Consider the following 13,169-nt stretch of genomic DNA (forward strand, 5'->3'; position numbering starts at 1 on the left):
AAGAATAACAGGTCTGCATTGACTGGGGCGGGGCAGTGAGCCGCGCCGCTTTGACGCCGCTTAACCCTTTCGCAGTGATCGAAACGCGAAGCCGGCATCTGCCACAATTGTGGAGTTTTTGCCACGAAAACATCAAGATTCATTCAGCCACAGTTCACCGGCAAGGGCGCTAAATCCCTCCATCCCGGAAGGAGGGAGATGAAATGCGTAAGATGATTTTAAGCGCTGGAATAATTCTCGGTGCCCTGTTCGGCAGTGGCGCGAACGCGATGCCTGTCGGTCAACCGGCCGCACCCCTGGCATCCAACGTGCAAAGTGTGGACTATGCTTGCGGACGCGGCTTTCATCTATCGCCGCGCGGATATTGCCGGCCCAATGGACCGCCGAGATATGAGCGCGGCTGGGACAGACGTGATCGCTGGGAAGCCCGCAGGGAGTGGCGTGAACGTCAGGCCCGCAGAGAATGGCGCGAGCGCAGAGATTGGCGCGAACATCGCGAATGGCGAGACCGTCGCGACTATCGATGGTAATGAAAACGGGCCCTCTCCGAACCGGGAGGGCCTTTTCGTCTGGGTGCGTCTTGAGTTTTTAGCGACGATCTTCAACGCATAGATTGATCGGTTTGCGCCAATTGCCGTCATCAGTCATTTGGGCCGAACTCTTCCCAAATGATCCACGGTTTTGACTCGTTTGCCGGGAGTGCCACAGAACTGGTCGGTGGAAGTTCGACCTTTACTATCTTCCGTCATAATGGGGGCAATGGACCAAGAAGGTGCGGTCATTCCATAGCCCGTTATTCTAGTTTCCCGGTGCTGCGGCTGATCCTGCAAGAATGCCGCCATCGATGTTCAGTTCGGCCCCAGTCATATAAGTTGCCTCGTCAGATGCGAGCAGGACTGCGAGTGCGGCTACCTCCTCGGCCCTGCCAAAGCGTTGCATGGGCGTTTCTTTGACCAGCGCGGCTTTACGATCTTTGCGATCCGGGCCATTTCCCAACATCGGCTCCCACATCGGTGTCATCACAGCCGCAGGGTGAATTGAATTGCACCGGATGTTCAGGCCCTGACCGGCGCAATAAAGGGCCACGCTCTTGGTGTGGTTGCGGATGGCGGCCTTGGATGAGGCATAGGCCGCTGCCATTGGAATTCCGACAAGCCCTGAGCGCGAGGAAATGTTGATAATCGACCCCGCACCATTTGCTCGCATGGCGCGGATTGCATAACGGCAGCCCAGAAAGGTGCCATCCAGGTTGACCGCATGGACCTTGTGCCAATCAGCAAGTTGGGCATTTTCTGGATCATGGGCTGGCGGGGCCCCTTCGAATGGTCCTTCAAAGCCTGTTATTCCCGCATTGTTGACGACGACGTCCATCTTGGGAAATTGACTGGCAATTTTCGCCCAGTCTGCCTCGCATGCGACGTCGAGACGGACAAACCTCCCGCCGATTGAGCCTGCGGTCAACAAGCCGCCATCCACGTCTATATCGGTAACGATGACCTGTGCCCCCTCGTCAGCAAACGCTTGGGCGATAGCCGCACCAATTCCGCGCGCCGCGCCGGTCACGAGTGCGGTCTTTCCAGAAAGTCTGGGCATGAATGTTCCTTTGATGCAAATGCTGAGCTAGCCAACGCGTCGTTTTAAAAAGACTGCGCTGTCATCGACGTAAGTCCGGATTATCGGCGATCTTTGTCCATGGTCATAAACTCCCCATCAGCATCCTTTATTTACCCACCACTGTCTTATTGGTCAAGAAATGCGCCGTATTAGTCCGCCGATGGCTTCAATGGACGAACTCCACCGGCGCGCATAAGCCCTCCAGCATCTGTCATGCGCAGATGCTCCAGTCAGGTTTCGACAAAGAGCTTTTCGATCGCAAAATCGATGAAGGCGCGCAGCCGCGGCGCCATGAAGCGGGCTGATGGCCAGACAATTGAAAACTGGCCTGGTGCGGCGAGATGTTCGTTCAAGACCGTCTCGAGCAGGCCATCCCTGATGGCGTCCGTCGCCAGGAATTCAGGCATGTAAGCGAGCCCCATCCCGTCAATCGCCGCCGCCCTTATCGCCTCCATATTACCGCAGGTGAGGGCGATACGCATGCTCGACAGGGGGTTGTCGCCGTTTTCCAGCAGCCATTCCTGAAACCTGCCGGAGGTCGGAAAGCGGAAGCGCAATGCTTCATGCTCTGGCAATTGGTTGGGGTGCCGGGGCGTGCCCATTCGTTGAAAATAGTCCGGCGACGCGCATAAAATGAAGCGGAATGGACCAAGACGCCGCGCTATCAGGCTGGAATCATCAAGCTCGCCACTGCGGATTGCAGCATCAAAGCCGCCCTCGATCAGATCGACGCGCCTGTCGTTAAAGTCGAGTTCGAGATCGATATCGGGATAACGCCGGCGAAATTCAGGCACGATCGGCAGCAGAAAGCGGTATCCGATTGTCGGAAGCGTCACGCGCAGACTGCCGCGGGGCAGGGCCAGATTGTCCGTGACTGCTTCATGTGCGTCGCGCAGATCGGTCAGGATGGACCGATACCGCTCAAACAGCATTGCCCCTTCATTGGTCAGGGAGACCTGCCGGGTGGTGCGATTGAACAGCCGTACGCCCAGAGATGCCTCCAGTCGGGCAACGCTTTTTCCGACAGCAGAAGGTGACAGCCCCAGGCTCTGCCCGGCCTTGGCAAAATTCAGCCTTTCGGCAACCCGGACGAAGGCATCGATCTCGCTCAACTTATCCATTGTCACTGATTAGAGAATTTTAATCCGCAATGAAAGGCCCGTGAGGCCGATTGTCGAATTCATGTCGTCTGATGAGGATGGATGCCGATACGCGACCTTGGTGTCGCGATGCCATTTCACGATTGGAGTTCGCATGAACGACGCCCCTCATAGATCCTCAGCCAGCCGGAATTCGGTATTGGTGGCGGTGTGTCTTGCCGCCTTGACCCTTCCTTTGAACTTCTCCGCCGGTGCGGTTGCCACACCGGCTATCGGGCAGGACCTCGAGGGATCGCCTGCATCCCTCACCTGGATCACCAATGCCTTCATGCTGGCTTTCGGAAGTCTTCTGATGGCGGCAGGCGCGCTGGCAGATCGATATGGCAGAAGGCGGGTGTTCTTGATCGGCCTTGCGCTGTTTACCGGCTTCTCCTTTGCGCTTGGATTTGCGCCTTCGGTGTGGATCATCGATCTGCTACGTGCCGGTCAAGGCGTGGGCGCCGCCGCGGCCCTGGCCGGAGGTACGGCCGCACTTGCGCAGGAATTCGACGGCCACGCTAGGACGCGTGCCTTTGGGTTGCTTGGAACGACCTTCGGCGTCGGTCTTGCATCTGGTCCGCTGCTGACGGGATTGATGATCGAAACGGTCGGATGGCGGGCAATATTCCTTGCCGGCGGCCTGATCGGCCTCCTTGCCCTGATCCTCGGCCCGCCACGGATGCGTGAAACGAGGGATCCCAATGCGGCGGAACTCGACTGGCTGGGCGCTGCAAGCTTTACCCTCACACTCACCCTCTTCACCGTTGCGATGATCGAACTGCCTGTTCTCGGGTCTAACGGTCTCATCGCTTTCAGCACAGGATTTGCGTTTTCGCTTGCAGCGTTCGTCTTGATCGAAATGCGGGCGGCGCGACCGATGCTGGACTTATCGCTGTTCCGTTATCCGCGGTTCGTGGGGGTGCAGCTATTGCCAATCGCCACCTGCGCCTGTTTCGTTGTTCTTCTTGTTATCATTCCGTTGCGCCTCATCGGTATCGAGCAACAAGGAGCAATCGGGGCGGGGTTCATCATGTTGGGACTGTCGGCTCCGATGCTGGTGGTGCCTATAGTCGCGACGATGTTGGCGCGTCATGTTTCCCCGGGCATGCTCTGCGGCATCGGCCTGCTGATCGCCGCCTCTGGCCTCGTCTGGCTTGCCGGCTTCACCGCAGAGGATGGAGCCATGATCGTTCTGCCCATGCTCGTCATCGGGGTGGGCGCCGGCCTGCCATGGGGCCTGATGGATGGCTTGTCCGTTGGCGTCGTGCCGGTGGAGCGTGCGGGAATGGCGACCGGCATATTCAGTACCGTGCGGGTCGCCGGTGAGGGCATCGCGCTTGCAGTCGTCAGCGCCGCCCTGTCGGCATTGACCTCGGCATCCCTCGGACGGCTGGCGCCTTTGTCTACGCCCCTCTTGAATCAGACAGGTCAGCGTCTGGCAGTGGGCGACTTGGCGGGTGCAGCGGCAATATCGTCCCACATCGGGGACGACCTGTTGCGGGATGCCTATCAGACTGCGTTTTCGACACTTTGCTGGTGGCTTGCCGCGGTGACGACGCTATGCGCCATCGCAGTCCTTTTCCTGCTGCCCAATAGTGCTGCGGTCGCCGACAAGGTGACGGCTCCGTAGATTATCGGGAACGAACACGGTGTTCCCGGTTGGGCATGGAGTTAGAGAGTCCAGTGATGCGGCCGAAGAACATTTGCGGGCATATCCTTTGATATGCTCCGCCGGCCCGCCTTCCGGGCGATCTCCTACTCATGTGCCGTTGTTCAATGAACTAGACTACGGGAGCAGGCAAGATCGCCTCTTTCACAGCCAGCTCTGCCATGGCGAGGGCGGCATCGCGGGTTTTGGCGGCGGCAATAAACCGGCCATTGTGGCAGAAACTCGCGCCTTCAATGCCACAAACGGCTTCCAGATCGCCATTTGTAAGGCCCGCCCATGCCGCAGGCAGGTCTGCCCGCAGTTCAAAGCCTTCATCTGCGCGACGGATACCGGTCAGACACCAGTCCTTGTCACGCGGGTGAACGACAAACAGCAGATTGTCTGCGCCCGCCTTCACAATGGCGGGCCGAAACGGCATGCCCATCGGCAATTCCAGAATATGACCTTCACCGGCATCGACGATAGCCTGCATTACAAGCGCCTCGGCGCGCAGTTTCGCAGCGCTTTTGGCTATTTTCGCCTCGACGAAGCTGCGGGCAATGACGAGCGCCGCGTGGAAACTGCGATCATCGGCTTCGGGGTCGGTCTCGTCAAAAACAGGTTTCAGAGTTTCCAGCAGGACAGGTAGCGTCAGCGCAACCAGCGGCCCGGCGACGGAGGGGCTGACCGCACCATTGTCGACCAGATCGACCGGCAGCACAAAGCTACCATCGAAAGAGGTATGGACGGTTTCGACATGTTCATAGGGGATGCCGAAGGCGGCAAGATAGTCCCGGCCGAAATGCTTCCAGATCAGTCCGAATGAACTATATGGCTGACCGTCATCCCTCAGCGGCGCGCCGCGCTGATGGTGATCGAATATCCTGCTTGTCGCGTCATAGGCGCCGCCGACATCGTAGATGATGCGGTCCACGCCGGGGGTGATCCATTCCGGCGCCCGGCTGCGGACGATGCGGGCCTGCGGGAAAAGTCGGGTCAGGATGACGCTGGACAGCAGTTCGTCGGCATGGAAGCCACCGGAATGGGTGACGAGAAAATCCGGGATCATGTCAGGATAAGCCTTGTTGCTTGCGGGAGGTCCGCCTGGAATTGAGGCACCTGATACCCTTTGCCCGACGCCATCTCAACCCGTCATTCGCCGCTTCTGTATCATATTGCCGGTGTGGGACTGGCTCCACTCGAAGCGGAAGGTAACGCCGCTCCCCTTATCGCCTTCTTGCACTACGTTTGTTTCCGTGTTTCGTATGTACTGGAAAACCCATACGTATTGCAGTCGGGGAGGAGCGGCATTTGCCTCTTCGTCAGGCGGCATCCAGAGAGAGGGTCAGGTCGGCGACCAGATCGTCGGGATGTTCGATGCCGATTGACAGCCGGATCGTGGAATCAAGCACACCAATGCGCTGGCGGATATCGGCCGGAACACCCGAATGCGTCATCGTTGCAGGATGGGAGGCGAGAGATTCCGTACCGCCAAGGCTGACCGCGAGTTTGAATATCGTGAGAGCGTTGAGGAATTTGAAAGACGCTGCCTGCCCGCCCGCAATGTCAAACGAGAAGGTCGATCCCGCACCGGTGCATTGATCTGCAAACACCTTGCCAACCGGGGACGCCGGATCGTGAAACGGCAGATAATGGATTTTCTCGACCTTGGGATGCGCCTTCAGGAACTCGGCCACCACCTTGGCATTACTGTTTGCCCGCTCCATGCGGATTTGTAGCGTCTCAAGCGAGCGCCCGAGCATCCAGCACGAATGCGGGTCGAGCTGGGTGCCGATCGCTCCGCGTAATGCCTTCACCTGCTTCATGACATCCTTGCGACCGAGCGCTGCTCCGGCAATGAGGTCGGAGTGCCCGCCAACGTATTTTGTCAGTGAATAGAGCGAGATATCGGCACCGTGCTCGATAGGCCGCTGGAACACCGGACCGAGGAGTGTGTTGTCGCACGCGATGATTGGCCTGTGCCCCTGCTTCTGGCCGATCACGTCTGCAACGCGGCTGATCATGGGGATATCGACAATACTGTTTGTCGGGTTGGCGGGGGTCTCGATGAGGATGACGGACACCCTGCCTTTCGCCATCGCAGCCTCTGCGGCGGATATCACCGAGGCCTCGCTGACACCATCGGCGAAACCCACCGCCGAAACGCCGAAATTGTGGAAGGTCTTTGCCAGCAGCGTCTCAGTGCCGCCGTACAAAGGCTGGGAATGGAGTACGGTGTCGCCAGGCCGGACGAAGGCGAAAAGCGTCGTCGAAATGGCGGACATGCCGGACGAGAAGAGCGCACAACTCTCGGTGCGTTCGTAAACGGCAAGGCGGTCCTCGACGATCTCGCTATTGGGATGGTTGAAACGCGAATAGACGAGGCCTGCACCTCTGCCTGCGGGCGGCTCCTTGCGGCCGGAGACATAGTCGAAGAAGTCGCGACCGTCTTCCGCCGACTTGAAGACGAAGGTTGAGGTCAGAAACACAGGCGGCTTCACCGCTCCTTCCGACAATTCCGGATCGTAGCCGTAATTGAGCATCTGGGTTTCAGGATGGAGAGCGTGGTTGCCGATATGGGTTTTAGACGGATGCGGTGCGGTCATTTGCGGAAGGTCCTCCTCAACAGACGTTGAACTGTCCGCAGCTTACATCCAATCAAGCCAAAATACCTTGCATTCTGAAGCGTGGATATGTCTGATGAAGCAATATATTGCGGAGAATTGTGCTTTATGTCGCAAAAAATTGCAGATCCAATCGACCGGCGGATCGTAAAGGAGCTGTCTGCCGACGCAAGGATCACCAACAACGAACTTGCCGAGCGAGTCGGCTTGTCGGCATCTGCATGTCTGCGGAGGCTGCGACGGCTGGAAGAGACGGGGGTGATCAAAGGTTATTCCGCGATCGTCGATCCGGCAATCGAGGGATGGACGATGACCGCGCTTGCATCCATCCGCCTCAGTCGCCAGCACGATGACGAAATCCAGATGTTCGAGGCGGCCGTTCTGGACTGGGACGAGGTTCTGGAATGTCACCTCGTCACGGGTTCGAGGGACTACATGCTCAAGGTCATGTGCGGTGGGCTCGAGGACTACGAGCGCTTCATCAAAGAGAAGATCGCGAAGCTGAAATGCGTCGACACCATCGAGACCAGCTTTGTCATGAACACGATCAAGGCGCGGCGCATCTAAGCTTTGCTAGAAGCTCCGCGCCCGGTGCGTTCAAGCTCCGAGAACCGGAGCTTGAACCGTTTGGGGGTGCGATCGGACGACTTACTCGGCCGTCGCCTGGATATCGACCTTGTCGAGAAGAAGCATCGGGTTTTCAGACGCTGCAACCAGATCAAAAAGACCAAGGCCATTTGGTCCAGTGGAGCGGGCGGTAACCGTAAGAGTACCTGGGTTGTTGATGAAGCGAAGCAACGCGTCCACCGCACTCTTGAGTTTGGGCTGTTCAGCTGCGATCTGCTGCAACCCCGCGCTTGCCACGAGTGTCAGAACACCGCGCACTTGATCCTCGGTCATGTCGTTTTGCAGAGCGTAAAGCTTGATAGCCTTGGCCATCATACCTTCGTCCTTGATCGTCAGCTTTACCTCGCGGCCCGCGAGCCCCAGGAGGGCGGCCTGAGTACGATTGGTATCGAAGGAGAAGAACTCCTCGGTGAACCCGCTCGCCAGACCGGAAAAATTGACGCTGCCAATATCCTTGCCGCGCATGGAGATTTCCCGGATCACCAGGTTCTTGTTCGGTTCATCCCAGCCGGCGGCAAGGGCATAAGACAGGGCGAGTGCCTCGAAACCCAGTTTGCGGGCTTCGACAAAAACTTCCTCGGTCGAATCTTCCGGGATCGGAAGAGAAAGGTCATCCTGCCTGATCACGATATCCGTGGGTATGCCGTTGAAGGGCTTTGTCAGACCCATCTCGAAATTCCTGAGCGTGAACTTGATGCGCTCAGGCACGCCCTCCGTCTTTTCACCAGTCTCGTCGTCTGTCTGTTCCGGGGCGGCGACATCAACGTTGATGCCTCCGACGCGGACGGTGCCCAGTTCCGGTATCAGGTGATTAAACGGGAAAGTCTCGATCTGCTTGTCGTCAAGCCCGACGATTTTGGAGAGACTCTCGATTGTGGAACTCCAGTCAAAGCCCTTGAGGCTTGCCTCGGCGACTTCGATCGTGTCGACGCCATTTCCGATCGACATGCCACTCAGGCCGAAGTCGAGCTTACGGCTGTCCATCTGCATATCGATACGATCAATGCCGACCTTGACCCTTTTGCCAGCAGCCCCTTCGCTTTCATCAGGCGCGTCGGCCTTGAACCCGAGCAACTGCATGTTGCTCTTGCCAATCATATCGAGAATGGACAGGGCCTTGGCGAAAATTGCCTGGCGTTCCTGAGGTGAAAGCTCGTCGGTATTTTTGGTCGCCGAAAGCGCGTTCATCGTTTCCAGAAGCGGCTCGGCCGGCATGCGGGCGCTGAAGCCGTCGCTGCGTATTTCATCGTAAGTGAAATGACCGTCTCCGTCTGAGAACGAGATTTTGCTGACGGAGAGCGGGCCATAGAGAAGCTTTGCGTCCTTATCTTCGGGACCCGCTTTTTCCGTGTAGAGCCTTGCGAGGTAAGCGGCATCGAAGTCCTGCCCGGCTATGGCGCCGGTCGATACGACCAAGTGCTTCTTTTTCATCGCGCCAGTGCTGTCCGGTAGATCCATCTGAATGTCGTAGCTGGCATTGTCGATGGAATATCGGGCGATCCGGCCTTTGGCGATGTCCGAGAAGGCTACGTTCTTATAAACAGTCTTCTGCTCGGTGGTGGCGATGGACTGCGTGAATGTCATCTCAGGCGTGGAAATACGCTCTGCTGCAAAGCGCTCTATGCGCTTAGGCAGAGAGTTGGCATTTCCGTCTCCGGATACTTCAGCCGCATCCGGTTTTATGAACGCGGCATTCTCGACACGCGCATGCGCCATCGAGATCTTGCCGGTTGGCACGTCAACATTGATGTCGTTCAGCTCCAGTGCGCCATCCAGGAAAGGAAATTTTGGACGTCCATCGATAGCTGCAATCCGGATGTTCTTGCCATCGGCAAGTGGCAAGGCCAGTTCGCGAATATGAATCTGCCCGAGGAAATCAACCTCAACGGAACGGGCAGTTGCGCCAGTGCGGGCAACGAGTTCGCTGACCTTTGCTTCGTAGAAGGCCTTACCCCCGATGACGCCTGCAGCAGCAACAGCAATAATCGCAACCGCCGCCCATAAAGCTTTGGTCCGGCCCTTGCCGGTTTGGGTATTTACCTGTTCCACGAAATTGGTCCTCTCCGACGCGATTTGAAACTGCACGCCTTTTAAGCACGCGAAAGTTGCTCCGCAAGTGGGCGCTAGCGGGACAGTTGGAGAACTTGTCCCAAAACGCAAAACGCCGGGTCCGCTCCTGACCAACATCAAACGGGACAGCCTGGCATTTTGCAGATCATAAATGTCAAGAATGCTGGACAGCGCCAACGCGGTGCCGGTTCGACCGTCTCAGCTACCGCCACTCACTGGACAATATAGTAGACATAGTCCACCATATTGTTTCCGACGTATGAAGCGTCGGCCAAAGCGAACAAAGTTACAAAAAAACAAGGGGAACTTATGTCGCATCCAACCACGTCAGCCGACGTGGTGCTGTCCGTTCGCAATCTCACGGTGGATCTTCCGCCGGGAATGGAGCGCACCCACGCGGTCAAGAATATCTCTTTCGACCTCCACGCAGGTGAAATCCTGTGCATTATCGGTGAATCCGGGTCCGGCAAATCCGTCACTGCCAGCACGATCATGGGGCTGTTGTCGCCCGTGATAAAAGTCAGCTCCGGCGAAATCCATTTCAAGGGAATGGACATACTTGCGGCCAGGGAAGATAAAATCCGGCCGCTGCGTGGTCAGGCGGTCTCAATCATTTTCCAGGATCCGCTCTCCGCGCTCAATCCGTTGATGACAATCGGGGATCAGATTGCCGAAGTGCTTGAAGCGCATGGCTATGGAACGCCTGAAACCCGCAAGACCAAGGTTCTGGATCTACTTGAAGAAGTCGGTCTTCCCGACCCGCCTCTGATGCGGCTGCAATATCCATTCCGTCTGTCTGGCGGACAACGCCAGCGGGTCATGATCGCCATGGCACTGGCACTCGATCCGGATGTCCTGATTGCCGATGAGCCAACAACCGCTCTCGACGTTACCACCCAGGCGCAGATCCTTGAGCTCATCCGCAAGATACAGAAGCGCAAGAACATGAGCGTCATGTTCATCACCCATGATTTCGGCGTCGTTGCCGAAATTGCCGATCGCGTCGTGGTGATGGAGAAGGGATATCTTGTGGAGCAGGGAAGGGCGGACCAGGTTCTGGTCAATCCCGTTCACCCCTATACCCAGCGACTTGTCGCTGCGGTTCCGCGGATGCGAAGCACTGAGCGTTCAGTCAGCGAAGAAGCCCCCGTCGTTCTCAAGGTGGAAAATCTTGAGAAGGAGTATCGCAGCTCCGGCTCGTTTTTCCGCAAGGCCCGTATCGTCAAGGCGGTCAATGGTGTCAGCTTCAAGCTTCACAAGGGCCAGACCCTTGGTATCGTTGGCGAAAGCGGGTCGGGCAAGTCCTCGCTCGGGCGTGTCCTGCTGAAATTGCTGGAGGCGGATGGCGGTTCAATATGCTTCGATGGCCGTGACATAGCAGCGATGGACGAAACGACGTTTCGATCGTTGCGACCCTATATCCAGATGATTTTTCAGGATCCTTTCGCGTCGCTTAATCCCCGCCATACGATCGGCAGGATCTTGACGGTCGGCCCCGTTGCCCACGGAATGGCTGTGCATGAGGCGAGAATAAAGGCTCTCGGAATTCTGAAGCTCGTGGGGCTGGATGAACAGGCCTATGACCGTTACCCGCACGAATTCTCCGGCGGCCAACGCCAGCGCATCGGCATTGCCCGTGCACTGATGTTTGATCCGGTCGTCCTTGTGGCCGACGAAGCCGTGTCTGCTCTCGACGTTTCCATACAGGCGCAGGTTCTGGAGCTTCTGGCGCGGGTGCAGGCTGAAATGAAGGTGGCGATGATCTTCATCACCCATGACTTGAGAGTCGCAAGCCAGATTTGCGACGATGTGCTTGTCATGCACAAGGGAACGGTTGTCGAACAGGGGCCGCCGACAAAAATCTTCCGGTCGCCGGCCCATCCCTATACCCGGAAACTCGTTGCTGCGATCCCCGGTGCGGATTGGGAACCTGCGGCAACTGCCGTCGGCACATAACATCGAAGTCTGACGAGCCGGACACCTCGTCAGACTTTGCATCGCGCGACATCGAAGACTGATTGCACCGCCGGATTATCATGGATCAGGCGGCGCGAGAGGTTTTCCTTTTAAAGGTCTGATTTAAATAATAAAAATATGATTTCAGGAATAAAAAGTAGTTGCGTTTGTCTACTAATTATCCTTTCATTCAGTCACGAAACTGACATACGACATGGCCGAAAACCTGCACTGCGGCACGCCGGGAAAGCGTGTGCGCCAATGTCGATCTTTGACCATTCGAACGGAAACTCCATGTCCAAACCAACTGAAAACCCGCCGACATCGCCAACTGATATCAATCTCGACGTGCTTGAAGACACGCTGAGCTTTTACATCCGCACGATCAACCTTGCCGTATCGCGCGATCTCGATGCCCGGCTGGACGGGCTGGATGTGGCGAAGGGAACTGGAAAGATCACGACCCTGCTGCTCGTCGATGACTACCCCGGTATCCGTCCTTCAGTGATAGCTCATCTGACGATGCGGGACCGGTCTGCAATGGGCAGGATCATCGACCAGATGGTGTCGCACGATCTGATACGCCGGGAAGTGTCGCAGGAGGACAGCCGCGCCCAGGAGCTTTACATCACCGAAGCCGGAGCGGCGCTTGCAACGAAAATCCGGGAGATCGTTCCGCAGCAATCGCGCGATTTCTTCAGCTTCATCCCGGAAGACGAGCAGAAGCAGGTTATCGACATTTTGCGTCGCGCCTACCGCCATATTGTGGGGCTAGCATGATGGAACGAACGACAAAACGCGTTGCTCTCATATCCGGTGCAAGCCGGGGTATAGGCGACCATATCGCTGCTACTCTTCTTGGCGAAGGCTGGTCGGTATCGCTTGGTATGCGCAGCCCGTCGCTGCCGCAATGGGCTGTGGGTCACGAGGGACAGGTCCATCTTGCCCATTATGACGCAAATGATGCGAGTGCGGAGAAGCGCTGGACCGATGATGCGCTTCAGCATTTCGGTCGTATCGATGCTGTCGTGGCCAATGCCGGCATCATGATACCGAAGACAGTGATCGAAGCAGACGACGAAGACATCGACGCCATGCTTGCGGTCAACGTCAAGGCACCGAGAAGGCTGGTTAAAGCCGCCTGGGAGGCGTTGAGCGAGAGCGGTCGTGGCCGGGTCATCATCCTCGCTTCCCTCTCCGGCAAGCGGGTGAAGTCCGCATCTGCCGGTAGCTATTCTCTCTCCAAATTCGCGGCGGTCGCGCTTGCGCATGCCATCCGACAGGCGGGCTTCGAAAGCGGCGTGCGCGCGACAGCCGTATGCCCCGGTTTCGTTGCGACCGATATGGCGACCGCCTTATCCGAACGGCCGGCGGATCAAATGACCCAGCCCGCCGATCTTGCCCGCATCATTGCCATGCTGCTGTCCTTACCGAATGAGGCTTCCGTCGCTGAATTCGCCATCAATTGCCAGCTTGAGGAGTTTTTCTGAC

Annotated in this window: 11 protein-coding genes; 6 read left to right on the forward strand and 5 right to left on the reverse strand. The window is 57.4% G+C overall.

Going from position 1 to position 13,169, the window contains the following annotated elements; translation table 11 throughout:
* The first annotated feature begins 203 nt into the window (after window positions 1–203).
* Entirely contained in the window at window positions 204–530 is a 327-nt protein-coding gene (locus ACQZ63_RS10795; RefSeq protein ID WP_013761339.1) for a GCG_CRPN prefix-to-repeats domain-containing protein, read from the forward strand.
* A gap of 268 nt (window positions 531–798) precedes the next feature.
* On the opposite strand, the gene ACQZ63_RS10800 is transcribed toward ACQZ63_RS10795, so the two are convergent.
* Together ACQZ63_RS10800 and ACQZ63_RS10805 are read right to left on the reverse strand one after the other, a co-directional pair.
* Window positions 799–1,593 (reverse strand): SDR family oxidoreductase, encoded by a 795-nt coding sequence (locus tag ACQZ63_RS10800; RefSeq protein ID WP_113556244.1) that lies wholly within the window; start codon window positions 1,591–1,593, stop codon window positions 799–801.
* Between the two features lie 251 nt (window positions 1,594–1,844).
* The gene (locus ACQZ63_RS10805) at window positions 1,845–2,735 is read right to left on the reverse strand and encodes a LysR family transcriptional regulator (protein WP_111810063.1); all 891 of its coding nucleotides are present in this window, start codon (window positions 2,733–2,735) and stop codon (window positions 1,845–1,847) included.
* A gap of 133 nt (window positions 2,736–2,868) precedes the next feature.
* Between ACQZ63_RS10805 and ACQZ63_RS10810 the strand changes: the two genes are divergently transcribed.
* The gene (locus tag ACQZ63_RS10810; protein ID WP_448799135.1) at window positions 2,869–4,383 is read left to right on the forward strand and encodes an MFS transporter; all 1,515 of its coding nucleotides are present in this window, start codon (window positions 2,869–2,871) and stop codon (window positions 4,381–4,383) included.
* A gap of 151 nt (window positions 4,384–4,534) precedes the next feature.
* On the opposite strand, the gene ACQZ63_RS10815 is transcribed toward ACQZ63_RS10810, so the two are convergent.
* Window positions 4,535–5,470, reverse strand: a complete 936-nt coding sequence (locus ACQZ63_RS10815; RefSeq protein ID WP_025596011.1) for an MYG1 family protein — start codon at window positions 5,468–5,470, stop codon at window positions 4,535–4,537.
* Window positions 5,471–5,723: 253 nt separating this feature from the next.
* A complete protein-coding gene (locus ACQZ63_RS10820; protein ID WP_025596012.1) occupies window positions 5,724–7,007 on the reverse strand; it encodes a cystathionine gamma-synthase family protein in 1,284 nt (427 codons plus the stop codon).
* A gap of 126 nt (window positions 7,008–7,133) precedes the next feature.
* On the opposite strand from ACQZ63_RS10820, the gene ACQZ63_RS10825 reads away from it, so the two are divergent.
* Entirely contained in the window at window positions 7,134–7,592 is a 459-nt protein-coding gene (locus ACQZ63_RS10825) for an Lrp/AsnC family transcriptional regulator (protein WP_013761333.1), read from the forward strand.
* Window positions 7,593–7,673: 81 nt separating this feature from the next.
* Here the strand turns inward: ACQZ63_RS10825 and ACQZ63_RS10830 are convergent, their stop codons facing one another.
* A complete protein-coding gene (locus ACQZ63_RS10830; protein ID WP_113556242.1) occupies window positions 7,674–9,701 on the reverse strand; it encodes a hypothetical protein in 2,028 nt (675 codons plus the stop codon).
* Window positions 9,702–10,031: 330 nt separating this feature from the next.
* On the opposite strand from ACQZ63_RS10830, the gene ACQZ63_RS10835 reads away from it, so the two are divergent.
* From ACQZ63_RS10835 to ACQZ63_RS10845, 3 genes are all read left to right on the forward strand, one after another.
* Window positions 10,032–11,678 carry an ABC transporter ATP-binding protein gene (locus ACQZ63_RS10835; protein WP_038493662.1) on the forward strand — a complete coding sequence of 549 codons (1,647 nt, stop codon included), beginning with the start codon at window positions 10,032–10,034 and terminating at the stop codon, window positions 11,676–11,678.
* Between the two features lie 294 nt (window positions 11,679–11,972).
* Window positions 11,973–12,458 carry a MarR family winged helix-turn-helix transcriptional regulator gene (locus tag ACQZ63_RS10840; RefSeq protein WP_026330963.1) on the forward strand — a complete coding sequence of 162 codons (486 nt, stop codon included), beginning with the start codon at window positions 11,973–11,975 and terminating at the stop codon, window positions 12,456–12,458.
* Window positions 12,458–13,168, forward strand: coding sequence for an SDR family NAD(P)-dependent oxidoreductase (locus ACQZ63_RS10845; protein ID WP_162632375.1), 711 nt, complete (start codon window positions 12,458–12,460; stop codon window positions 13,166–13,168). The genes ACQZ63_RS10840 and ACQZ63_RS10845 overlap by 1 nt, the downstream gene beginning before the upstream one ends.
* Window position 13,169 lies beyond the last annotated feature (1 nt).

This window comes from Agrobacterium sp. CG160-95 (genome assembly GCF_053521725.1).

What these genes read in the sequence shown, in the direction of transcription:
- ACQZ63_RS10845 (WP_162632375.1), top strand. Translation starts at nt 12,458, where the DNA reads ATGGAACGAACGACAAAACGCGTTGCTCTCATATCCGGTGCAAGCCGG.
- ACQZ63_RS10835 (WP_038493662.1), top strand. Translation starts at nt 10,032, where the DNA reads ATGTCGCATCCAACCACGTCAGCCGACGTGGTGCTGTCCGTTCGCAAT.
- ACQZ63_RS10840 (WP_026330963.1), top strand. Translation starts at nt 11,973, where the DNA reads ATGTCCAAACCAACTGAAAACCCGCCGACATCGCCAACTGATATCAAT.
- ACQZ63_RS10800 (WP_113556244.1), bottom strand. Translation starts at nt 1,593, where the DNA reads ATGCCCAGACTTTCTGGAAAGACCGCACTCGTGACCGGCGCGGCGCGC.
- ACQZ63_RS10805 (WP_111810063.1), bottom strand. Translation starts at nt 2,735, where the DNA reads ATGGATAAGTTGAGCGAGATCGATGCCTTCGTCCGGGTTGCCGAAAGG.
- ACQZ63_RS10810 (WP_448799135.1), top strand. Translation starts at nt 2,869, where the DNA reads ATGAACGACGCCCCTCATAGATCCTCAGCCAGCCGGAATTCGGTATTG.
- ACQZ63_RS10820 (WP_025596012.1), bottom strand. Translation starts at nt 7,007, where the DNA reads ATGACCGCACCGCATCCGTCTAAAACCCATATCGGCAACCACGCTCTC.
- ACQZ63_RS10815 (WP_025596011.1), bottom strand. Translation starts at nt 5,470, where the DNA reads ATGATCCCGGATTTTCTCGTCACCCATTCCGGTGGCTTCCATGCCGAC.
- ACQZ63_RS10795 (WP_013761339.1), top strand. Translation starts at nt 204, where the DNA reads ATGCGTAAGATGATTTTAAGCGCTGGAATAATTCTCGGTGCCCTGTTC.
- ACQZ63_RS10825 (WP_013761333.1), top strand. Translation starts at nt 7,134, where the DNA reads ATGTCGCAAAAAATTGCAGATCCAATCGACCGGCGGATCGTAAAGGAG.